This is a genomic window from Laceyella putida, from assembly GCF_042665195.1.
Classification (GTDB): domain Bacteria; phylum Bacillota; class Bacilli; order Thermoactinomycetales; family Thermoactinomycetaceae; genus Laceyella; species Laceyella putida.
In genome coordinates, this window is the sequence record NZ_JBHTBW010000061.1 from 13,505 (window position 1) to 34,813 (window position 21,309).

General features: G+C 49.8%; 23 protein-coding genes. All 23 read right to left on the reverse strand.

Annotated elements, in window-relative coordinates; translation table 11 throughout:
* Window positions 1-50: 50 nt before the first annotated feature.
* Window positions 51-1,727 (reverse strand): ribonuclease J, encoded by a 1,677-nt coding sequence (locus tag ACFQNG_RS16885; protein ID WP_379866845.1) that lies wholly within the window; start codon window positions 1,725-1,727, stop codon window positions 51-53.
* 244 nt (window positions 1,728-1,971) lie between these two features.
* Window positions 1,972-2,850, reverse strand: coding sequence for a 4-hydroxy-tetrahydrodipicolinate synthase (gene dapA / locus ACFQNG_RS16890; RefSeq protein WP_379866846.1), 879 nt, complete (start codon window positions 2,848-2,850; stop codon window positions 1,972-1,974).
* 20 nt (window positions 2,851-2,870) lie between these two features.
* The gene (gene dapG / locus ACFQNG_RS16895) at window positions 2,871-4,100 is read right to left on the reverse strand and encodes an aspartate kinase (protein ID WP_379866847.1); all 1,230 of its coding nucleotides are present in this window, start codon (window positions 4,098-4,100) and stop codon (window positions 2,871-2,873) included.
* Between the two features lie 20 nt (window positions 4,101-4,120).
* The gene (locus ACFQNG_RS16900) at window positions 4,121-5,155 is read right to left on the reverse strand and encodes an aspartate-semialdehyde dehydrogenase (RefSeq protein ID WP_379866848.1); all 1,035 of its coding nucleotides are present in this window, start codon (window positions 5,153-5,155) and stop codon (window positions 4,121-4,123) included.
* A gap of 103 nt (window positions 5,156-5,258) precedes the next feature.
* Window positions 5,259-5,861: a dipicolinate synthase subunit B gene (locus tag ACFQNG_RS16905; RefSeq protein ID WP_379866849.1), complete on the reverse strand. Its 603-nt coding sequence runs from the start codon at window positions 5,859-5,861 to the stop codon at window positions 5,259-5,261.
* The gene (gene dpsA, locus ACFQNG_RS16910; protein WP_379866850.1) at window positions 5,861-6,760 is read right to left on the reverse strand and encodes a dipicolinate synthase subunit DpsA; all 900 of its coding nucleotides are present in this window, start codon (window positions 6,758-6,760) and stop codon (window positions 5,861-5,863) included. The genes ACFQNG_RS16905 and dpsA overlap by 1 nt, the downstream gene beginning before the upstream one ends.
* A 100-nt stretch (window positions 6,761-6,860) precedes the next feature.
* Window positions 6,861-7,106, reverse strand: coding sequence for a YlmC/YmxH family sporulation protein (locus ACFQNG_RS16915; RefSeq protein WP_379866851.1), 246 nt, complete (start codon window positions 7,104-7,106; stop codon window positions 6,861-6,863).
* A 112-nt stretch (window positions 7,107-7,218) separates the two neighbouring features.
* Window positions 7,219-7,398 carry an aspartyl-phosphate phosphatase Spo0E family protein gene (locus ACFQNG_RS16920; RefSeq protein WP_379866852.1) on the reverse strand — a complete coding sequence of 60 codons (180 nt, stop codon included), beginning with the start codon at window positions 7,396-7,398 and terminating at the stop codon, window positions 7,219-7,221.
* Window positions 7,399-7,415: 17 nt separating this feature from the next.
* Window positions 7,416-7,859 carry a dUTP diphosphatase gene (dut, locus tag ACFQNG_RS16925; protein ID WP_379866854.1) on the reverse strand — a complete coding sequence of 148 codons (444 nt, stop codon included), beginning with the start codon at window positions 7,857-7,859 and terminating at the stop codon, window positions 7,416-7,418.
* A 1-nt stretch (window position 7,860) separates the two neighbouring features.
* The gene (locus ACFQNG_RS16930) at window positions 7,861-9,105 is read right to left on the reverse strand and encodes a M16 family metallopeptidase (RefSeq protein WP_379866855.1); all 1,245 of its coding nucleotides are present in this window, start codon (window positions 9,103-9,105) and stop codon (window positions 7,861-7,863) included.
* Window positions 9,106-9,160: 55 nt separating this feature from the next.
* Window positions 9,161-10,138, reverse strand: coding sequence for a polysaccharide deacetylase family protein (locus ACFQNG_RS16935; RefSeq protein WP_379866856.1), 978 nt, complete (start codon window positions 10,136-10,138; stop codon window positions 9,161-9,163).
* A gap of 113 nt (window positions 10,139-10,251) precedes the next feature.
* Window positions 10,252-12,378, reverse strand: coding sequence for a polyribonucleotide nucleotidyltransferase (gene pnp / locus ACFQNG_RS16940; RefSeq protein ID WP_379866858.1), 2,127 nt, complete (start codon window positions 12,376-12,378; stop codon window positions 10,252-10,254).
* 137 nt (window positions 12,379-12,515) lie between these two features.
* Window positions 12,516-12,785, reverse strand: coding sequence for a 30S ribosomal protein S15 (rpsO, locus tag ACFQNG_RS16945; RefSeq protein WP_379866859.1), 270 nt, complete (start codon window positions 12,783-12,785; stop codon window positions 12,516-12,518).
* A gap of 142 nt (window positions 12,786-12,927) precedes the next feature.
* The gene (locus ACFQNG_RS16950) at window positions 12,928-13,869 is read right to left on the reverse strand and encodes a bifunctional riboflavin kinase/FAD synthetase (protein ID WP_379866861.1); all 942 of its coding nucleotides are present in this window, start codon (window positions 13,867-13,869) and stop codon (window positions 12,928-12,930) included.
* Window positions 13,869-14,780: a tRNA pseudouridine(55) synthase TruB gene (truB, locus tag ACFQNG_RS16955; protein ID WP_379866862.1), complete on the reverse strand. Its 912-nt coding sequence runs from the start codon at window positions 14,778-14,780 to the stop codon at window positions 13,869-13,871. Before truB ends, ACFQNG_RS16950 begins: the two co-directional genes overlap by 1 nt.
* Window positions 14,777-15,751: a DHH family phosphoesterase gene (locus ACFQNG_RS16960; RefSeq protein ID WP_379866863.1), complete on the reverse strand. Its 975-nt coding sequence runs from the start codon at window positions 15,749-15,751 to the stop codon at window positions 14,777-14,779. The genes truB and ACFQNG_RS16960 overlap by 4 nt, the downstream gene beginning before the upstream one ends.
* A gap of 1 nt (window position 15,752) precedes the next feature.
* The gene (rbfA, locus tag ACFQNG_RS16965; protein ID WP_379866864.1) at window positions 15,753-16,106 is read right to left on the reverse strand and encodes a 30S ribosome-binding factor RbfA; all 354 of its coding nucleotides are present in this window, start codon (window positions 16,104-16,106) and stop codon (window positions 15,753-15,755) included.
* A gap of 28 nt (window positions 16,107-16,134) precedes the next feature.
* A complete protein-coding gene (locus ACFQNG_RS16970) occupies window positions 16,135-16,416 on the reverse strand; it encodes a DUF503 domain-containing protein (protein WP_379866866.1) in 282 nt (93 codons plus the stop codon).
* A 1-nt stretch (window position 16,417) separates the two neighbouring features.
* The gene (gene infB, locus ACFQNG_RS16975; RefSeq protein ID WP_379866886.1) at window positions 16,418-18,676 is read right to left on the reverse strand and encodes a translation initiation factor IF-2; all 2,259 of its coding nucleotides are present in this window, start codon (window positions 18,674-18,676) and stop codon (window positions 16,418-16,420) included.
* Between the two features lie 50 nt (window positions 18,677-18,726).
* Window positions 18,727-19,026 (reverse strand): YlxQ family RNA-binding protein, encoded by a 300-nt coding sequence (locus tag ACFQNG_RS16980; protein WP_379866867.1) that lies wholly within the window; start codon window positions 19,024-19,026, stop codon window positions 18,727-18,729.
* Complete coding sequence (gene rnpM / locus ACFQNG_RS16985) at window positions 19,019-19,297, reverse strand: RNase P modulator RnpM (protein WP_379866868.1); 279 nt, start codon at window positions 19,295-19,297, stop codon at window positions 19,019-19,021. The genes ACFQNG_RS16980 and rnpM overlap by 8 nt, the downstream gene beginning before the upstream one ends.
* Before the next feature lie 21 nt (window positions 19,298-19,318).
* Window positions 19,319-20,443 (reverse strand): transcription termination factor NusA, encoded by a 1,125-nt coding sequence (gene nusA, locus ACFQNG_RS16990; RefSeq protein WP_379866869.1) that lies wholly within the window; start codon window positions 20,441-20,443, stop codon window positions 19,319-19,321.
* 23 nt (window positions 20,444-20,466) lie between these two features.
* Window positions 20,467-20,928 carry a ribosome maturation factor RimP gene (gene rimP / locus ACFQNG_RS16995; RefSeq protein WP_379866871.1) on the reverse strand — a complete coding sequence of 154 codons (462 nt, stop codon included), beginning with the start codon at window positions 20,926-20,928 and terminating at the stop codon, window positions 20,467-20,469.
* Window positions 20,929-21,309 lie beyond the last annotated feature (381 nt).

A 21,309-nucleotide genomic window follows, 5' to 3' on the forward strand; every position in this document is an offset into this window, starting at 1 on the left:
CAACCCCTGACGTCTCAGGGGTTGTGACTTTATGTGCGGTTACGTTCTGACTATACTTCCATGATGATTGGAAGGATCATGGGGCGACGGCGTGTCCGCTCAAATAAGAATTTGCTTAGCGCATCGCGAATGCTTGTTTTGAGGGATGCCCACTCGCTTACTTGGTCTTTCATGCATTTTTCCATGGTTAAGCTTACAATGCGATTTGCTTCGTCCAAGAGCTGTTCGGACTCTCGAACATAAACGAAGCCACGGGAAATGATATCCGGACCGGAAAGGATGGCTCCGTTTGCCTTGCTGAGGGTGACAACAACGACTAAGATACCATCTTGTGATAAGAGTTTGCGGTCTCTAAGTACAATATTTCCAACATCGCCGACTCCTAAACCGTCGATGAGAACTTTGCCTGTTGTAATTTTTGGACCGTATCTTGCTTTGCCGCCGGAGATTTCGACTGTATCTCCATTGTCGCAGATAAAGATATTTTCAGGACGAACGCCTACAGATTCGGCAAGTTGGGCGTGAGCACGCAACATGCGGTACTCACCGTGAATCGGAATAAAGTATTTGGGTTTGATCAAGCTCAGCATCAATTTGAGATCTTCTTGAGAACCGTGTCCGGAGACATGCACGTGGGAAGTGGTACTATAGACGACATCTGCGCCGATTCGGAATAACTGGTCTACTGTGCGTCCGATCAACTTTTCGTTGCCAGGGATCGGTGTGGCCGCGATAATCACCGTATCTCCTGGCAAGATTTCTATCTTGCGGTGAGAAGCATTGGCCATCCGAGTCAATGCGGACATGGATTCCCCTTGGCTTCCTGTTGAGATCACGGCCACCCGGTTCGCCGGTAATCGGTTGATCTCATCCGGATCGATGATCAGGTCAGATGGGATATGTAAATAACCCAAATCTGAAGCGATATTCACCACATTCACCATGCTTCGACCCACGACAGCAAGCTTTCTTCCATAAAGATGACAAGCATCCACTACTTGTTGAATGCGGTGAATATTGGATGCGAACGTCGCTACGATGACCCGTTGCTTCGCCTTCCGGAAAACTTCATTAATCCCTTCTCCTACTGTACGCTCAGATCCTGTAAATCCAGCCCGTTCAGCGTTTGTACTATCGGACAAGAGACACAAAACACCTTTTTTACCAATTTCCGCCATTTTATGCATGTCAGCTAACTGTTCATTAACCGGGGTCATGTCAAACTTAAAGTCCCCTGTATGAACAACCGCACCTTCTGGCGTATCGATGCAGACACCCACAGAATCAGGAATACTGTGATTTGTGTTAAAAAAGGTCGCTTTCAAGGTAGAACCCAGCTTGATTTCCGATTGGTTGTTAATGATGTAACGCTTGGTGTCGTTTAAGATGTGCGCTTCCCGCAATTTATGCTCAACCAGTCCCATCGTCAGCTTCGTCGCATAGATGGGAACATTCAATTGACGCAGAATGTATGGAAGCCCCCCGATATGGTCTTCATGACCATGTGTTAAGATGATCCCACGAACTTTTTCCTTATTCTCAACCAGGTATGTGATGTCTGGAATGACGATGTCGATTCCCAACATATCTTCTTCTGGAAACATCAAACCCGCATCGATCACCACGATGTCATTCTCATACTGCACCACATACATGTTTTTTCCGATTTCGTCCAACCCACCGAGCGCAAAAATGTGTAATTTGCCTCGTTGGTTTTTTGTCAACAAAGTAACCTCCTATATTCAGTTGTCGTCACCCGTAAACCGCACAATTCTCACTTGTTCTCATTATATACGATCAAAAAATGAGTATGCAACAAATTCTTTTGTCGGAATATTGGAATGGTTGGCGTATCCGCGCTAAGGTATCGATCCATCCATCTGCCCGATTGGTCGTCATCCCCACATCATCGCGGACAAAAAAGCGACGAAAAAGGCTGATCCCACAGGAGATCAGCCTTTGATCTTTGGCTTATTTCATTTTCAGCACTTTTAGCCAGTTCTCCGCTTGCGCTTTTTCTTGCTCATTCATCTCCACCAAAGGCAGGCGAACGCGCGGCTCGCACCAGCCATTTAAGGACATGGCGTATTTAAGCGGCACTGGGCTTGATGTCATAAAGAGTCCATTAAAAACAGGGAGCAACTTCTGATGGAGGGAGAGCGCTCTAACATGATCCCCCTCATAGAAGGCGTTGATCATCTCCTTGATCTCACGCCCGACCAAGTGGCTCGCCACACTGACGACCCCGACGCCCCCCACCGCGAGAATCGGCAAGGTTAAGCTGTCATCTCCGCTATAGACCTCCACATCGCTCGGAATCTGCTTCACCAATTGGGAAATCTGATTCAGGTCTCCGCTCGCCTCTTTGATGGCCACCACATTTTCCAATTGAGCCAGCCGGGCCATGGTATCCGCTGTCATGTTCACACTGGTGCGGCCTGGCACATTGTAAAGCATGACCGGCAGTCGGGTGGCGCCCACCACCGTTTTAAAGTGTTGAAACAATCCTTCTTGCGACGGCTTATTGTAATAAGGGGCCACCAACATCACGCCGTCCACCCCGATGTCCTCCGCCTCTTTCGTCAACAGGATCGTTTGCTCCGTGTGGTTGCTGCCCGTGCCCGCGATGATTTTGGCACGGTTGCCCGCTTTAAGCTTGGCAAAGCGGAACAACTCCACTTTCTCTTCATGGGATAATGTGGGGGACTCCGCTGTGGTTCCCGCCACAACAATGGCATCGCTGCCTGTTTCAATCAAGCGCTCAATGCATTCTTCCAATTTACCCCAATCAATGCGATTCTCTTGGGTAAACGGCGTGAACATCGCCGTAATCAACCGACCGAACAGCATGATGGTATTCCTCCATTCATTTAAGAAAAGTGTATGCGATGTAAGTCGAATTTTCTATGAAGGGCGCGTACGGCTTTCGCCATGTCATCCCCGCGGACCAATACCCAAATCGTCGTGTGGGAGTCCGCCGACTGAAGAATTTGGATATCGTCTTCCGTAAGAGCTTCGGAAATCTTCGCCATCACCCCTGGTACACCCGCAATTCCCGCTCCGACAACGGATACTTTGGCGCATCCGCCAGTCAGCTCCGGTTTGAGGCCCAGGCCGCGCAGCAACTCTGCCGCTCGTTCCGCCAGGTCATCATACACGGTATAAGCGATTTCGCTTGGGTTGACACTGATGAAGTCCACGCTGATCCCATGGTCCGCCATCGCTTTAAACACTTTCAGCTGTGAGTCGTATTGACCTTGTTCCAAACGAATTTTAATTTGGGTGACATTGTCCATTTGGGTGATCCCAATAATCGTCAAGTCGCGAACTTCCCCGGCAAGACGATCCGTTTCCGTCCAATTGGTCACCAATGTCCCTGGATGGTCCGACATCGTGGATCTTACCCGAATCGGGGTGTTGGTCTGCATCGCGATCTCCACCGCACGCGGATGAATCACCTTGGCCCCCTGGAAAGCCAGATTGCACATTTCCGTATATGTGACCTTCTCCAAATAGGAAGCATCATCCACAATGCGTGGGTCCGCTGTCATGATCCCCTCCACATCGGTGAAGATGTCAACGTAATCCGCGCGCAGGGCCACACCTAATGCCGTCGCGGTCGTATCGCTTCCTCCGCGGCCGAGGGTGGTAATCTCGCCATCGGTGGTCTGCCCTTGGAAACCGGCCACGACGACGACCTGATTCTCGTCTAGTTCCCGTAAGATTCGCTTGGGGTTAACGGTAAGGATCTGGGCATTGGTATGATGATCATTTGTAATGATTCCCGCTTGTCCACCGGTAAGCACAACATTTTTGATTTCGTGCTTGGTCAGCATGCTCGAAATCGTGGTGGCGGAAATGATTTCACCACAACTCATCAACAAGTCTTTTTCTCGCGGCGTAATCTGGTCGCCATACTGTTTTGGCAAACTTAACAGCGTATCAGTCGCATAGGGCTCCCCTTTTCTGCCCATTGCCGATACGACGACAACCAATCGGTACTCTTCTGCCAACGCTTTTCTGATATGGTGGAGAACCCGGTTCCGTTGCTCAGATGTGGCAACGGAGGTTCCGCCGAACTTTTGCACTAAAATCCCCATGACATATCCCTTCTCTTCGTCTATCTTGATGCGATGAGCGCTTCGGCGATCTGGATCGCGTTGGTCGCTGCTCCTTTTAGAAGGTTATCGGAAACCACCCACATGTTGAGCCCGCGTGGATGAGTCAGATCACGACGCAGACGGCCGACAAAGGTTTCCGTGCGGTCCGTCGCCTGAAGCGGCATCGGATACACTTGCTCTTGAATATCGTCTTGCACAACCACGCCAGGAGCATCACTCAACAACTGACGAACTTCTTCCAGCTCAAAATCTGATTTTAACTCAACATACACAGATTCGCTATGGCCACGCATAACCGGAACGCGCACACATGTGGCCGTTACGCCAATCTCGTCGTTGCCAAAGATTTTTTTCGTTTCATTGACCATTTTCATCTCTTCAAAAGTAAATCCATTCTCCAGCCCCACATCAATTTGGGGAATCACATTAAAGGCGATTTGATAATGTTTATCCAATTTGCCCACCGGCAAAACGGAAGGGGTCACTTCTTCGCCTTTCAAAGCGGCTTTACTTTGCTCTTCCAGCTCAGTGACTGCTTGCCATCCGGCACCGGATACCGCTTGGTAGGTTGATACGATAATGCGCTCAATGCCATAACGGTCCAACAGAGGTTTCAATGCGACAACCATTTGGATCGTTGAGCAGTTTGGATTGGCGATAATTCCTTGATGTTCCCTGATCTTATCCGCATTCACCTCGGGCACGATCAGAGGCACATTGGGATCCATTCGATAAGCGCTCGTATTGTCGATCACCACCGCACCCCGTTTTACGGCTTCTGGAGCCAAGGCTTTGCTCACATTGCCGCCCGCGCTGAAAAGGGCAATCTCCACACCCTCAAAAGCTTCCGGTGTCGCTTCCTGAATCGTGACCTCTTGCCCGTTGAAAGAAATCGTGCCTCCCGCAGAACGCTTGGAAGCGAGCGGTCTTAATTCTTTCACTGGAAACTTCCGTTCTTCCAGGTATTTTAGCATCTGTTGTCCTACAGCACCTGTTGCCCCTACAACCGCTACTGTATATCCTTGAATTGTCATGGTTTTATATTCCCTCCCAAGCTGCACGCTTTTCTTTGTCAAAGATGTCCCCCACATCCCTCTCCGCTTGGGGGACATCTTTAGCTTCTTAAAGCATACTATATTATTTAGCTAAATCACGATATTTTTCAACTATTAATGGTTGGAGTTGTTTTCCTTCTATGGCAGAAAGGCATGCTTCTGGGATCAATTCCATGCGAGCGACCATGGATTTGGGCTTTTTTACCGGTGCGTCTTGCCCGAAAGGAACAAAATAAATATCCTTGGCTGATAAAAGGCGCGCCAGGTTCATCGCATTTAATCCTAACGCGTCATTAGTGGAAATGGCAAGTACCACTGGCCGGTGGTTGCGCATTTGCGCTTTCGCCGCCATCAAAATCGGGCCGTCCGTCATGGCATTGGCCAAACGGGATAACGTGTTGCCCGTGCATGGGGCGATTAACATGCAATCCAAGGTTTGTTTGGGGCCAAAGGGTTCCACTTCCGGAACCGTCATGAGCGGCGCCATTCCAGTTATTTCCTCGATTCTCCGCTTCCAGTCTTCCGCTGTCCCAAACCGGCTATCCACTGTGGCCACCGTGTGGGAAATGATGGGGATCACCTTGGCTCCCAAATCCACCAAACGCTGCATTTGCGGCAACACTTCATCATGCGTGCAATGGGACCCCGTCAACCCAAATCCGATGGTAACCCCTTGGAAGTTCATTAAACGGCTCCCTCCTTCTGTAGTTCCGCAGGTTTCAACAGTTGCGTGATGGTGCGAGCCAATATCTGCCCGGCCGTCTTAGGCGCCACAATGCCCGGCAAGCTGGGGGCCAGGATCGCTTTGATCCCCCTTTTTTCAGCGAAGGCATAATCGACCCCGCCCGGTTTGGAGGCCAAATCGATGATGACCACGTCATGAGGGCAATGGCTAAGCACCTTGGAAGTGATGACGGGTGCGGGGATCGTGTTAAAGATCAGGTCCGCTTCTTTCACATGCAAGTTGAGTTCCGCTGTGTCAAACGCCGTGAGTCCCATTTCAAACGCGCGTGCTTGATGGGCGGAACCGCGCACACCCACTTTCACTTTGGCGCCGATCGCATGCAAGGTTCGCGCGAGGGACAACCCGCACCTTCCCATCCCCAACACCAGACAGACTGAGCCATGTATCGTGATGTCTGTGTTTTGAATGGCCATCATCAAAGCACCTTCCACAGTGGGAATGGAATTGTAGATCGCCACATCATCCCGCTCCATCAGTTCGATCAGTTCAATCTCGTACCGTTCACACAACTCTTTTAGATGGGGTTTGGCAATCCCCACGAATACGATGCAATGCTTAGGCAGAGAGGCGAGATGCTCTTCTGTCAGGACGAGCGTCTTGGAAGTGAACACACTGCTGACATTCCCTTGTTCATCCGTCCCCACAATCGGCAAAACGAGAACGTCGGCTTTGCTTAAAACTTCGGTCGTCAACTCTTTAAGCGATGCCCCGCTTAAAGGGCTTTGCAGATTGTCATAACCGATGAGACTGACACGGGCATTCATCTGAATGCAGCTTTTGATCACTTCCAACTGCCTTGCATCCCCACCGAGGAAGACTACATGCTTGCTAGTCAGCATTTGCTCATGACCCCTTTCCCCGGAAGAATAATTGATTGAATAAGAGCACATTCCAACGTTCAATCCTTGCTTGCATCATATGTAACACATGGGATTTGGGTTACCTTTTTTCTGAAAGGGTATCCACAATGACCATTTCCGGACCGATTTTTTTAATCATTGGCCAAGATAAGGCAAGATAACGAGCATTTTTCTTAAACCAAGTGCTTTTTGCCGTTTCAAGGAGAATTCCTTCGATTTTTCCTGTCGCCGGATTAAACTCCATATCCGCTGCGGCAAAGTTCCCCAGTTTTTCCCCGCTGCCCACATCGACGCATTCTTTGACGGCGAATTCACTCCAACGCATAATCCATCCCCTTTCATATGCTGTTGTTATTGAATGTATGGCCGACAATGGAACATATGACTCAGGAACAAAATAAACCCGGGAAATTCCCGGGTCTCATCAACACATGCCGTTATTGACAACAAATCTGTTTGGCTTTTTGCATTTCAACGATCAATACGTCCAGTCGTTTGGAAAGCGGAAGCACATGATCTGCAGAAAGTCGTGACGGTTCACCCGCCACTGATTGGTACAGCTCTGAACGCAGGCGTTCAACCTCTTTTTCCAGATGTCGCAACGACACTTCGGTCATGCGAGATCCCCTCTTCCTTATCTGCCCGTATGACCAAATCCACCTGATCCGCGTGCGGTATCATCCAATTGTTCCACCACTTGAATCTCCACTTGCGGAACCGACATGAACACCAGCTGGGCGATCCGTTCTCCGCGTCGGACCACAAATGCCTCTTCTCCCAAATTGAGCACGATCACTCCAATTTCCCCGCGGTAATCGGCATCGATGGTACCAGGCGTATTCAACACCGTAATCCCATGCTTCAAAGCCAAACCACTACGTGGGCGCACTTGCGCTTCAAGCCCGTTCGGCATCGAAATCGCAATGCCCGTTTTGATTAATTTCCACTTTCCTGGTTCGATATGCACTTCTCCATGAATCGCAGCATGCAAATCAAAACCGCTAGAACCCCTGGACATTTTTACTGGAAGAGGCAGATCTTCGTTTCCTGGTAATTGAATTAGTTTGACATCGATCAACTTAGTTCCTCCTAAAGCTACCGGGCACTTTGGCATCCGGCGAGATGAGCGCAAGCGACATGGGGGAATCAATGATTTCCCGAGCTAACTCATTGACATGATCCAACGAGATGTTCTCAACGCTTTCCACGATTTCATCCAATGTATAATGCTTGCCTAACAACAGTTCATTTCTTCCGAGTCGGCTCATCCGATTGTTTGTGCTCTCCAGCCCAAGCATGAGGCTACTTTTCAATTGCTCTTTTGCCTTCGCCAATTCCGTATCGGCAACCCCTTTTTCTTTCACTTGTGTCAATGTATGTTGAATGCAGTCGACCACTTCTTCTTCCTGGCCATGTTTGGTTCCGGCATAAATGGCAAAGATCCCCACATCACGATGGGCCGAATGATAAGAATAAACGGAATAAGCCAAACCACGCTCTTCCCGAATTTCTTGGAACAAGCGGGAGCTCATGTTGCCACCCAAGATATTATTTAATAACACCAATGTATAAATCCGTGAATCTTTGATTGCCAACCCCGGCAACCCAATGCACAGGTGGGTTTGCTCCGTCGCTTTTTGCTTCAGTTTCAATCCCGGAGTGAAGACGGGAACGTCATTTGTCCGGATTGCAGCCTCGCCTTGATACGCACCGAACACTTCTTCTAACCGCTCAAGGTAATCATCCGGCAGATTGCCCGCCAACGCGACGACCACATGTTGGGGCGCATAACTCCGCTCACGGTACCGCATCAAGTCTTGCCGCGTAAAACTCTCAACCGTTTCAACGCTCCCCAGCACGGAATAGCCCAAAGCGTGCTGGCCGAGAGACGCCTCAGACAACAAATCATGCACCATGTCATCCGGTGTATCTTCCACCATGCGAATCTCTTCAACAATCACCTTTTTTTCTTTCTCAATCTCGTCTTCAGCAAACACCGATTCAAAAAACATATCCGATAGGACATCTAATGCCGTCGTAAAATGTTGGTCCAACACTTTGGCATAGTAACAAGTCATTTCTTTAGACGTAAATGCATTCACTTGGCCGCCGATTTCATCGAACGCTTCCGCCAACTGGCGGGCGGAGCGCTTTTTCGTGCCTTTGAACATCATGTGCTCAATAAAATGGGAAATGCCGTTATCTTGCAAGGTTTCACGCTCAGAGCCCGTTCCGACCCAGATCCCAAAAGCGATCGAGCGTACATGGGGAATTTTTTCAGCAACGATACGTACACCATTTGGAAGCGTATGTTTAACGATCACATAGGATCCTCCTTCTCATAAAAACAATATCCCTACTATATCAAAACTCGCCAGCTCACTCAATTGGCTCCAATCGTTCAGAAGAGAGCACACGCCCTACCGGCTCCCATCTGTACCCTTTCTCCTTCATCGTGCGCAAAATTTGCGGCAACGCCTTGACCGTGCGATCCGTCGGATGGGTTAACAGCAAATGACCGGGACCCATCGCCGTTTTCACTTTATTCACCATCATGGCGGGAGAGACGGACTTGCGCCAATCGACCGTATCCACTGTCCACAATACCGTTTTCATATGATGAGCGGCGGCAACGGAAACCACCCGTTGGTCAAAGTCACCCGCAGGGGGGCCAAACCATCGACTCTTTACACCGAGAATCTCTTCAATCAGGCGATTCGTTTTGCCGATCTCTTCATTCATCCGCGCTTGGCTCAACTGACTCATCATGGGATGGGAATAAGCGTGATTACCGATCTCATGTCCTTCTTTGGCAATGGTTCGCGCCATGTCCGGATTCTTTTTTAACCACGAGCCATCCAAGAAGAACGTCGCCTTTACTTTCTCCTGCCGCAATATTTTCAACATTCCCGGCAAGTGCTCGGTTCCCCAAGCCACGTTCACCATTAAAGCGACGGCCCGTTTTTGTTCATTACCCCGGTAAATAGGATGCGCCCCCAACTCATCCATGGATACCGCAGGCTTCACTTGCCGGTAGACCCATTGAATGGGATGATTCCGTTTCTGTTTTCGCGTCCGTTTGATTGTGGCCTCAATGTCCACTTCTCTTCCGTTTAACCCTGGCACGAGCTTCCACACCCGATCGACGCGCGCATCGATCGGCGGGATGGCATGCTTGGACGCTTCCGCTTCTATTTTTTTGCGCAGCAAATCCTCTTCATCCACATAAGACAAAACTGGGATTTCTTTCCCTTGTTTTACAGCGACGACATAAGCTTGTATGAGTGGGGTATCCGCCATGAAAAAAAGTAACAGGACAATAAGGATAAGGGCTGTCACTCGTGCAGGAAAAAACAAGGTGTCCACCTCCTTTATTCCTACCATATGCCGGTAGACAACTCTCTATTCTGGCGGTGTCCCAAACGTAAAAAAAGAGGCAGATCGCTCTGACTCTTTTTGCCTCTCTTGCTTTACTTTCCTTCTTTTTTCTCAGCGTTTTTATCTTCTTGTTTAAGAAGCACTTTACGCGAGAGATTGATTCGGCCCTGATCATCGATTTCAGTTACTTTGACCATGATGGAATCGCCAACATTGACCACATCTTGCACTTTGGCCACACGATTCACATCGAGTTGCGAAATGTGAACAAGCCCTTCTTTGCCTGGGAACAACTCAACAAAGGCGCCGTATTTCTCTACCCGCTTCACTGTGCCCAGATAGGTTTCGCCAACAACCACTTCACGAACCAAGTCTTCGATAATTTTCTTGGCCCGCTCATTTTGCCCTGCATCCGGGGAAGCGATGTAAATGCGGCCGTCTTGCTCAATATCGATTTTCACACCGGTCTCTTCGATGATCTTGTTGATCACGCGACCGCTTGGCCCAATGACGTCACGGATCTTATCCGGATGAATGCGCATGGTGAGGATTTTTGGCGCATATGGAGACAACTCTTTGTTGGGTTCGCTGATCGTCGCTTCCATGTTGTCCAACAGGATCATCCGCGCTTTTTTGGCCTGTTCCAGCGCCCGTTCCAGAATCGAACGATCGATGCCGGAAATCTTGATATCCATTTGCAACGCCGTTACCCCATGGCGAGTTCCGGCAACCTTAAAGTCCATATCGCCCAAATGGTCTTCCATGCCTTGAATATCGGTCAATACCACCACTTGGTCGTTTTCTTTCACCAAGCCCATCGCGATACCGGCTACTGGTGCCTTGATTGGCACGCCCGCATGCATCAAGGCCAAGGTGGAAGCGCAAATGCTGGCTTGCGAAGTGGAACCGTTTGACTCCAACACTTCGGACACAAGACGTATCGTATAAGGGAATTCATCTTCAGACGGAATCACCTGTTCCAATGCGCGCTCACCCAAAGCTCCATGACCAATTTCACGACGGCCCGGTGCCCGAATCGGTCTCGCTTCACCCACGCTGTATGGAGGGAAGTTGTAATGGTGCATAAACCGCTTGGATTCTTCCAGATCCAAGCCGTCCAAGATTTGCACATCGCCAAGCGCGCCCAGTGTACAAATGCTTAAAACTTGGGTTTGACCACGCCGGAACAAACCTGATCCATGCGTACGCGGCAATATGCCAATCTCACTGGTGAGCGGACGGATCTCTTCCGGATTCCGACCGTCCGGACGCTTCCCTTCTTCCACGATCAAGCGACGCACTTCTTCTTTGACGATCTTGTCCAGAACGATATTGATTTCTTTTTCTTTATCGGCAAACGCCTCTTCGCCCAACTCTTCTGCCATTTGCTCAAGCACTTGTTTTTTTGCTTCATCAATGGCTTCTTGCCGAGATTGCTTTTCCGTCACTTGCACAGCCGCTAGCAGGGATTCGGTCGCCAATGCCCGCACCCGCCCGTCAATTTGCTCATCTACCTGATACAACTGGGCTTCCATTTTCGGTTTGCCCACTTGCGCTACGATTCCCTCTTGGAAGGCGACGATTTGTTTGATCACGTCATGACCGAGGAGAATCGCTTCTAAGATGGTCTCTTCCGGAATCTGTGCCGATCCCGCTTCCACCATGTTTATGCCGTCCTTCGTTCCGGCGACAACCAGATGCAGGTCAGACCGTTCTTGTTGTTCGACCGTGGGATTGATGACAAGTTTACCATCCACCCGGCCGACAATCACACCGCCGATGGGTCCTCGGAATGGAATGTCGGAGATGGACAAGGCGGCGGATGCCCCGATAAGCGCCGCAATTTCCGAAGAGCAATCTTGATCGACGGACATCACGGTTGTTACCACTTGCACTTCATGTCGAAATCCCTCATCAAACAACGGGCGAATCGGCCTGTCGATCAAGCGGCTGGCCAAAATGGCTTTATCACTCGGACGTCCTTCCCGCTTAATGAAGCCTCCAGGGATTTTTCCAACGGCATATAAGCGTTCTTCATAGTTCACAGTCAGTGGAAAGAAGTCTGTATCACGCGGTTCTTTGGAAGCGACCACCGTCGCCAGTACGGCTGTATCACCATAACGAACCATGACGGATCCATTAGCTAACCCTGCGAATTTCCCGATTTCAAGTACAAGTTTACGTCCTGCTAGCTCCGTTTCAAATAGTGCTGGTTCCATGGTACAAGTATTTCCCCCTCTCAAGAAAACACACACAAACATTCCATACTTCTTCATATGTACAGTATGTTCCTTCTCCCAATATTTTAAAAGGAAGGTAAGATAAAAAGCGGGGCAAAAATGCCCCGCTTGTGTTCTTATCGACGCAGACCGAGTTTTTCAATGAGTTCGCGATAACGGGTGATGTCTTTGTTCTTCAGGTAGTTGAGCAGGTTACGGCGCTGACCAACCATTTTCAGAAGACCGCGACGAGAATGATGATCTTTCTTGTGGTCTTTCAAGTGAGCGTTCAGCTCGTTGATGCGATGAGTCAAAATCGCGATTTGCACTTCTGGAGATCCCGTATCGCCTTCATGTTTTTTAAACTGGTTGATAATGTCTTTTTTTACTTCGTTGGTTAATGCCATGATGAGTATCCTCCTTATTCTGATCCCCCTTAACCCAGACCATCGTCGAGGCCTCGATCATCCGAGCTAGGGTTGTGTCCGTGACATCGTAGCCACCGGAATAGTATAGCACACGGCGATTGGAAGCGCAAGAAGCTGGCGCTTACTTCACATAGATTTCAAGCCATTCTTCAGCATGCCGTTTGTCCTGCCCAATCTGTTCAATTAAGTCGTCAACGGATGCGAACTTTTTCTCTTCACGAACGAAAGACAAACACGACACCCGTAAAATCTTTCCATACAAATCCACATGTTTGTCGAGCAAATGCACTTCCAACTGTTCCCGGAGCGTGGGGTCGGAGAAAGTCGGACGCACCCCTATGTTCATCAGTCCGTAAGCCGACTCATGATCATAGGTCACATGCACGACATAGACGCCGCGGCGCGGGATCAGATATGGGGCGGTCAATTGCAGATTGGCAGTCGGAAAGCCGATCTGCCGTCCCCGTTTATCGCCATCCACAACCAATCCTTCAAATGAATAAGGTCGCCCCAAAATGCGCGTAACCAGTTTCAAATCCCCTTCCGCCAACGCTTGACGCAGTCGGGTACTGCTGACCGTCCCTTCTTCCAACTCAATCCGCTTCACCACGCGGGTGGCAAAACGGCCCTGCGACAGAGTGGCCAAATCGGCCGCTTTGCCAGCCGCCTTCCGGCCAAAAGTGAAATTAAAACCGGTCACAACCCCTTTGATCCCCAATGGAAGCAGCACTTCCTCAATAAATGATTCTTTCGAAAGGGCGGCAAAGGTCAGGTCAAACTTCATCACAATCGTCCGTTCGACACCAAGCTTGGCAAACTGCTCCAGCTTCTCGTTGAGCGGTGTCAAATAACGGGTGATCTTGGCTTGCCCCAATACTTCTCGCGGATGGGGGTCAAACGTCATCACTGCGGGTCGGGCATCAAGCTCCTTCGCCAATTGTATCGCTTCCTGAATCACCGCTTGATGACCCCGATGCACTCCATCAAAATAACCGATCGCCAACACCCAATCGGCATCAGGTGTCTGCGGAATAAACGGGTAAGTCACATGAATGATTTCCATCAGCGTTCCACATCCCGAAATACTTTTTCCGGCTTGGCTCGTCCAGCCGAGTCCATGCGGTATAAGGCTAAAAATCCACCTGATTCCACATATACCCGAAACAATTGTCCCGCTTCTATTCCGCTTTCGTCAAGAGCTAACTCGACTCCATCCAGCACTTTTTTCCCTTCGTCTTCACTGACGATGACCGCGGGAAAATGGCCCAGCCCACCATCGATCGCGGTCAACGCGCCTTGCCACTCCTCTTTGGCCGCAAGTGTTTCCAACTCCGCTACGGTATAACAATCCTCCAGGTGAAATGGGCCGCTTTGCATCCGAACCAGGGAAGTCATATGCGCGGGATATCCTAGCGCCTTGCCCAAGTCCACGCATAAGGTCCGCACGTAAGTCCCTTTGGAACAGAGCACATCAAAATGAAGCACGGGATATCTCCCCGGTTCCAGATCCAACAGGGTCAGTTCATATATGGTCACTTTGCGGCTGGGTCGTTCCACCACTTTGCCTTCACGAGCCAATTCATACAATCGCTTGCCTTGCATTTTCACCGCAGAATACATGGGCGGTACCTGTTCAATCTCACCCACAAAGCGCTGAATAATCGATTCAACCTCTTCCCGTGTGATTTCAGGCACCGCCTCGACTCGTTCTATCACTTGTCCGGTTTGATCTTCCGTATCCGTGGCCATGCCAAGCATGAGCGACCCGCGGTAACGCTTGGGCAACTCCTGCACATACTCTACCACACGAGTCGCTTGGCCTAAGCAAATGGGCAAGACACCCTCCACCTCAGGGTCTAACGTGCCCGTATGTCCAACCCGTTTTTGTTTGGCTAAACGACGTATCAGCGCCACCATGTCGTGGGAAGTGCGTCCTTTTGGTTTGAAAACCGGCATAATCCCATGCAATGTCATCTGGTTCCACTCCTGAGTTGCGAACGGATCTCAGCCAATACGCTCTCTTCCGCTTCTTCGATCGTTCCTCGAATCGTGCAGCCAGCCGCCCGGGAATGGCCTCCGCCACCAAACTGCTTGGCCACTTGTCCCACATCGACGCGCTCGCGCGAACGCAAGCTGACTTTGACACCTTGGGGCTCCGTCTCTCTAAACAACACCCCGACATCCACGCCCAAGATATTACGGGCGTAGTTGACGATCCCATCCAAATCATCATGGGAAGCCTTCAGCCTCGCCAAATCCGTTTCATCCAGTTTCATCCAAGCGACTAACCCATCCTCCGATTGCTTGAGCGTGCCGAGTGCCGTTTGCAACAATTTCAATTGTTCCAATGTCACTGTTTCAAGCACTTGATCGGCGATTTGATGAGAAGGGATGCCCAGTTCAACCAGCTTGGCTGCTTGGCGCAACACTTTGGGTGAAGTGTTGGAGTAACGAAATCCGCCGGTGTCGGTCAACAATCCCGTATAAATGCAGGTGGCCAAGGGCACATCCCAACCGACATCGCTTTGGTCAATCCAATCATAAAGAATCTCCACCGTTGCCGCCGCTTGCGGAAAGATGACATTCATCGTTCCGTATCCGTCATTGGTGGCATGATGGTCAATGTTGACAAGGGCGGCGACGGGCGCGATCAGCTCGCAACAGGTTCCCATGCGTGCGCGATCGGCACAATCCAAGGCCACAACATGGTTAAACGTTCCCGTCACTTCATGCGCCTGCTTGACTTCCTCCATGCCTGGAAGAAAAGCGAATTTCTTTGGAATGGGTGATTCATTCACCATAGTCACCTGTTTTCCCATGGCTTTTAACACCATTCCCATGGCAAGAGTAGAGCTGATCGCGTCCCCGTCCGGATGGATATGAGACACAACCAGCACTTGATCTGCTTCTTTAATCCATTGTTCAAAAGCCTGAATCCAGTTCATCTTATTCTTTCTCCTGTGGATTGACTTCAGATAACAAACGGGAAATATGCTCTCCCCGGTCTAAAGAAGTATCCATAACAAAGACGAGATCTGGAACATGGCGCAATTTGATGCGACGACCGATTTCTGAGCGCATGTATCCTTTTGCTTTTTCTAAACCGGCCAGGGTTTGCGATTTTTGGTCCGCACTGCCCAACACACTGATAAAGACTTTAGCCAGCTGCAAGTCACCGCTCATGTCCACAGCCGTCACCGTCACAAAGCCGATGCGAGGATCTTTGATTTCCTGCTGGATAATCTGGCTCAGTTCTTTCTTCACTTGCTCACCAACACGGCTAACACGAATGCGCGCCATGATCTACCCCTCCTACTTGCACACATATTCACATAAAGGTGATAGAGGTATGAGTCACTTCCAATCCCTCCGCGTTTTCTATGAGACGCAGAGCTTGTAGCAACTCCTGTTCCACAACCTTCGCATGACTGCCCACGCCAACAACGGCCAAGGCGGTAAACTGCCGGTCATCTTGGAACTCAACTTCCGCTACAGACAAATTGAACTTATTGCGTATTTTCACCTGCACACTTTGGATCACGCGACGCTTGTCCTTTAAGGAAGTAGAGGCGAACACGCGCCCCTCCACTTCCAACAATCCAATATGCACGTTAGGCTCGCTCCACTTCTTCAATCACATAAACTTCGATGACATCGCCTTCTTTAATGTCATTGTAGTTTTGCACCGTCAGACCACATTCATACCCTTGCGCCACTTCTTTGGCGTCATCTTTGAAACGCTTCAGGGTATCCAACTTTCCTTCATGGATAACGATTCCATCACGGATTAAGCGGATGTGGCCATCACGCACAACTTTTCCTTCTGTTACATAACATCCGGCAATGGTGCCCACTTTGGACACTTTAAAGATCTGGCGCACTTCCGCGGTACCCACCACACGCTCTTCATATTCCGGATCCAAGAGACCCTTCATCGCCGCTTCGATTTCTTCCATCACCTTGTAGATGATGCGATGCAGACGGATGTCCACTTTCTCTTGTTCCGCCGTCGCTCTGGCGTTGGGCTCCGGGCGTACGTTAAAGCCGATTACGATTGCGTTGGAGGCCGAAGCGAGAATGATATCCGATTCGGTGATCGCACCAACCCCCTGATGGATGATCTTGACCCGGGCGCCTTCCACGTCGATTTTCTCCAGGGAACCACGCAGCGCTTCAGCTGTCCCTTGGACGTCTGCTTTGATGATGACGTTCAGATCTTTCACTTCCCCTTGTTGGATCTGCTTAAACAGATCATCCAGGGAAACGCGGCTGTTCGCGCCCAGTTCTTCTTCCCGTTGTTTTTGCAGGCGCTTATCGGCAATCGCCCGTGCTTTCTTCTCATCTTCAAACACCATGAACTGATCACCGGCATTTGGCACATCCGGCAAACCCAAAATCTCAACAGGAGTAGAAGGCGGAGCCACTTTCACACGGCGTCCACGATCGTTCACCATCGCACGAATTTTCCCGAAGAAGTTACCGGCAACGATGCCGTCGCCCACTTTCAAGGTACCGTTCTGCACCAATACGGTCGCAACCGCCCCGCGCCCTTTATCCAATTCGGCTTCAATCACCACACCGCGCGCGCGCTTGTTTGGATTCGCCTTCAGCTCTTGCACTTCCGCAACCAGAAGAATCATCTCCAACAGCTCATCGATGCCCGTTCCCTGGATTGCGGAGACCGGAACGAAAATCGTGTCGCCACCCCATTCTTCTGGCACCAGACCGTACTCCGTCAATTGTTGTTTGACACGATCCGGATTGGAATCTGGTTTATCTATCTTATTTACAGCCACGATGATCGGCACTTCCGCCGCTTTGGCGTGGTTGATCGCCTCGATCGTCTGTGGCATGACGCCGTCATCCGCCGCGACCACCAAAATGGTGATATCCGTCACTTGCGCCCCGCGTGCCCGCATCGTCGTAAAGGCGGCGTGACCGGGGGTATCGAGGAAGGTGATCTTTTTACCGGAGATTTCCACTTGGTACGCGCCGATATGCTGGGTGATCCCGCCCGCTTCTCCGGCAGTGACATTGGTATGGCGAATTTTATCGAGCAACGTGGTTTTCCCATGGTCAACGTGACCCATGATCGTAACCACTGGGGGACGCTCCACCAGATCTTCCGGCTTATCTTCCTCCACCAGTTCTTCAAAGTTGCTTTCATCCACTTCTTCGACATACTTCACGGCCACATCAAATTCTTCCCCAAGGACGCTCATCGTCTCAACATCGATCTCTTGGTTGATCGTGGCAATGACGCCAAGCGAAATCAGTTTCTTGATGACGGCTGAAGCTTCACGGCGCAAGAGTTTGGCAAACTCCCCAACGGATAGCGGGCCGGAAACCGTAATTTCTTTTGGCAATACAGGCGCTTGTTTTTCGCGCGGCTCGGGACCCCGTTTGTCTCCCTTGCGACGATGGCGGCCGCCTTTGCCACCGCGTCCAGCAGAAGCGCCTCCTCTGTTCTCATTCGATTTGTTGAACTTCCCTTTGCGGTTGTTGTTATCCGCTTTTTTGCCGCCTGAAGCGCCTGAATCAGTGGCAACATTGGCCGCAGGAGCCACATTGTTCGCCACTTCCATTTTGTTTTCTGAACGCTTGTTCGTTTGTTTTGGTGATTGTTGGTTTGGCCGGTTGTTCGGACGAGCCCCTTTGTTTTGCCCGTGATTCTTCTGGGCTTTTGGGTTATGCTTCGGCTTCTTGTCTCCCTGCGGCTTCTCTTCTCTACTGTTTGAAGACTTCTTCACATCGTTTATATACTGTTCCACTTTTTGGATCATTCCTTCATTCATCACGCTCATATGGTTATTTAATTTCATATCCATACGTTCCAAAATGTTAAGCACTTCCTTGCTGCTCATCTTCATTTGTTTGGCGTACTCATATACTCGGATTTTGGCCAATCCATTCACCCCCGTCAGTTACTCAAAAGCTTGCGAAACGAACGGGCAAATCCCTCATCGAGTATAGCGATCACCACCCGTTCTTCTTTTCCGATCGCAGCTCCGAGCTCCCCGCGTGTACCATAGCGAATGAGCGGCACACCATAGGAGGAGCATTTGTCCGTTACTTTCTTTTCCGCATTCTTCGCGGCGTCTGTCGCCAGAAAAACCAGCCGCGCCCTGCCCGATCGAATCTCTTGAATGACTAGCTCTTCACCTGAAATCACTTTTCCCGCCCTTGTGGCAAGACCCAACAACTGTAGAATCTTATTCATCAAGATTCATTCCCTTGACCACTTCTCGAAGTTCATCGTAAATTTCTGTCGGAACTTGCACTTTAAGAGCCCGATCCAGCGCTTTTTTCTTTTGCGCCAAGTCAATGTATTCCAATTTGGCGCATAAGTATGCCCCACGCCCCGATTTCTTCCCTGTCGGATCAATGACAATATCGTTCTCCGGTGTGCGAACAATACGAATTAAGTGCTTTTTTGGGAACATTTCTTGGGATGCAACGCATTTGCGCATGGGAACCTTTCGTTGCTTCATCCTTCAAGCAACCTCCCCATTTTATAACGTTTCATCTGCTTCATGTGCAGGTTCGGCATGTTCTGCTTCTTGATCGGAGAGCGCTGGCTCTTTAACAACTGGCTCGCCGGCTTCTTGCGCTTCCGATTCGCTCTTGATATCGATTTTCCAGTTGGTCAGTTTCGCCGCGAGCCGGGCATTTTGCCCCTCTTTACCGATGGCCAGCGACAATTGGTGATCCGGAACGATGACACGCGCCATTTTTTCTTCCTCGTAGATGGTGACCGTCACCACTTTGGAAGGACTTAGCGCATTGGCGATCCATTCCCCGATATCTTCAGACCAACGAACGATATCGATTTTTTCACCTTTTAATTCATTCACCACGGTTTGCACTCGTTGCCCACGATGACCCACGCAAGCTCCCACGGGGTCCACATCTTCATTGCGCGAAGAGACAGCCACTTTGGAACGCTGTCCCGCTTCACGGGCAATCGCGCGGATTTCGACTACACCTTCGTAGATTTCCGGCACTTCCAGTTCAAACAATCTTTTCAACAAACCAGGATGGGTACGAGAAAGGAAAATTTGCGGGCCTTTCGTCGACTTTTCTACCTTGGTGATGTATGTCTTGACACGATCTCCGTGTTTGAAGCGCTCACCCGGAATCACTTCCGTATGAGGCAAGAGAGCCTCCACTCTGCCCAGATCCACATAATAGTAGCGATTGTCAGCCCGTTGTACAATCCCTGTGATGATGTCCTCTTCACGATCGATGAAGTCTTTGAAGATCGCTGTGCGTTCCGCTTCACGAATGCGTTGTGTCACCACTTGTTTCGCGGTTTGCGCTGCGATGCGGCCAAAATCAGCCGGAGTCACTTCAATCTCCACGATATCCCCCAGCTGATAGTTTGGGTCAAACTCACGCGCGGCTGGAAGGCTAATCTCCAAACGCGTATCCAACACGTCTTCAACCACTGTTTTGCGGGCAAAGACACGTACTTCTCCGCTATGGCGGTTAATATCGACCCTCACATTTTGTGCGGAATGGAAATTGCGCTTATAACCGGAGATCAAGGCTGCTTCGATTGCTTCGATCAATATGTCTTTACTAATCCCTTTTTCTTTCTCTAATTGACCGAGGGCCTCGATGAACTCAGCATTCATCGGTCAACATCCTCCCTTCGTTTTTAAAAAACGATTGCTAAACGCGCTTTCGCCACTTTTTCCCGTGGGATTTGCACCGTTTTCTTTTTCTCCTCTACCGTCAAAAAAGTACCGTCAACCTCTTTTAATAGACCTTCAAATACTTTTTGCCCTTCAATCGGCTCATAGGTCGTCACGTGCACATGTTTGCCGATAGCTTTGTGGAAATCGTTTTCTTTTTTAAGTGGTCTTTCAGCTCCAGGAGAAGAAACTTCCAGTATATAAGCCCCTGGAATCGGATCCGTCTTGTCGAGCGCTTCGCTTAGTCGCTCACTGACGCGACTGCAATCATCCAAGTCCACCGGATTTTCTTCGCGGTCAATGAATACGCGCAAAAACCAGTTTGTCCCTTCTTTTTTATACTCAACGTCGACCAATTCCAGTCCTTCCGCTTCTACGATTGGAAGCGCGATCTTCTCCACAGCTTCTGTTACTTGTCGGCTCAAGGCCAACCCTCCTTATTGCGAGCCAATTCGATAACATCCCCCAGCAAAACGGAAAGAGTGGGTCAGCACCCACTCTTTATTGCCAACAGATGTATCTACACTAAGTATAGCCAACGTGATTATAACACAATCATCAAAATGCGTGCAATTCCTTTCACGGAAAAGCATGGGGTGGGAGCTTTTGTTTCTATTTATCATGTGCAAAAAAACAAATGACATGAATCGATGTCCTAAACGCTTATACATGTTAAAATCCAATGAGAATATAAAAATCTATGATTATATTATTCATCATGATAAACAGAACATGCGCTGAAATCACTTGGTTCTTCAGCGAAACCACCTGACCAGGCCATGTGTTTTTCTATTTTTTTATCCACT

Coding starts and splice junctions, on each gene's coding strand:
- dapA (WP_379866846.1), bottom strand. CDS start 2,850: ATGCTGTTCGGTCGGTTGATTACGGCGATGTTCACGCCGTTTACCCAA.
- dapG (WP_379866847.1), bottom strand. CDS start 4,100: ATGGGGATTTTAGTGCAAAAGTTCGGCGGAACCTCCGTTGCCACATCT.
- ACFQNG_RS16900 (WP_379866848.1), bottom strand. CDS start 5,155: ATGACAATTCAAGGATATACAGTAGCGGTTGTAGGGGCAACAGGTGCT.
- ACFQNG_RS16905 (WP_379866849.1), bottom strand. CDS start 5,861: ATGAACTTCCAAGGGGTTACCATCGGATTTGGGTTGACGGGGTCCCAT.
- dpsA (WP_379866850.1), bottom strand. CDS start 6,760: ATGCTGACTAGCAAGCATGTAGTCTTCCTCGGTGGGGATGCAAGGCAG.
- ACFQNG_RS16915 (WP_379866851.1), bottom strand. CDS start 7,106: ATGCGTTGGAGTGAATTCGCCGTCAAAGAATGCGTCGATGTGGGCAGC.
- ACFQNG_RS16920 (WP_379866852.1), bottom strand. CDS start 7,398: ATGACCGAAGTGTCGTTGCGACATCTGGAAAAAGAGGTTGAACGCCTG.
- pnp (WP_379866858.1), bottom strand. CDS start 12,378: ATGGAACCAGCACTATTTGAAACGGAGCTAGCAGGACGTAAACTTGTA.
- rpsO (WP_379866859.1), bottom strand. CDS start 12,785: ATGGCATTAACCAACGAAGTAAAAAAAGACATTATCAACCAGTTTAAA.
- ACFQNG_RS16950 (WP_379866861.1), bottom strand. CDS start 13,869: ATGGAAATCATTCATGTGACTTACCCGTTTATTCCGCAGACACCTGAT.
- truB (WP_379866862.1), bottom strand. CDS start 14,780: ATGACATTGCATGGGATTATGCCGGTTTTCAAACCAAAAGGACGCACT.
- ACFQNG_RS16960 (WP_379866863.1), bottom strand. CDS start 15,751: ATGAACTGGATTCAGGCTTTTGAACAATGGATTAAAGAAGCAGATCAA.
- rbfA (WP_379866864.1), bottom strand. CDS start 16,106: ATGGCGCGCATTCGTGTTAGCCGTGTTGGTGAGCAAGTGAAGAAAGAA.
- infB (WP_379866886.1), bottom strand. CDS start 18,676: ATGAAGATGAGCAGCAAGGAAGTGCTTAACATTTTGGAACGTATGGAT.
- ACFQNG_RS16980 (WP_379866867.1), bottom strand. CDS start 19,026: ATGAATAAGATTCTACAGTTGTTGGGTCTTGCCACAAGGGCGGGAAAA.
- rnpM (WP_379866868.1), bottom strand. CDS start 19,297: ATGAAGCAACGAAAGGTTCCCATGCGCAAATGCGTTGCATCCCAAGAA.
- nusA (WP_379866869.1), bottom strand. CDS start 20,443: ATGAATGCTGAGTTCATCGAGGCCCTCGGTCAATTAGAGAAAGAAAAA.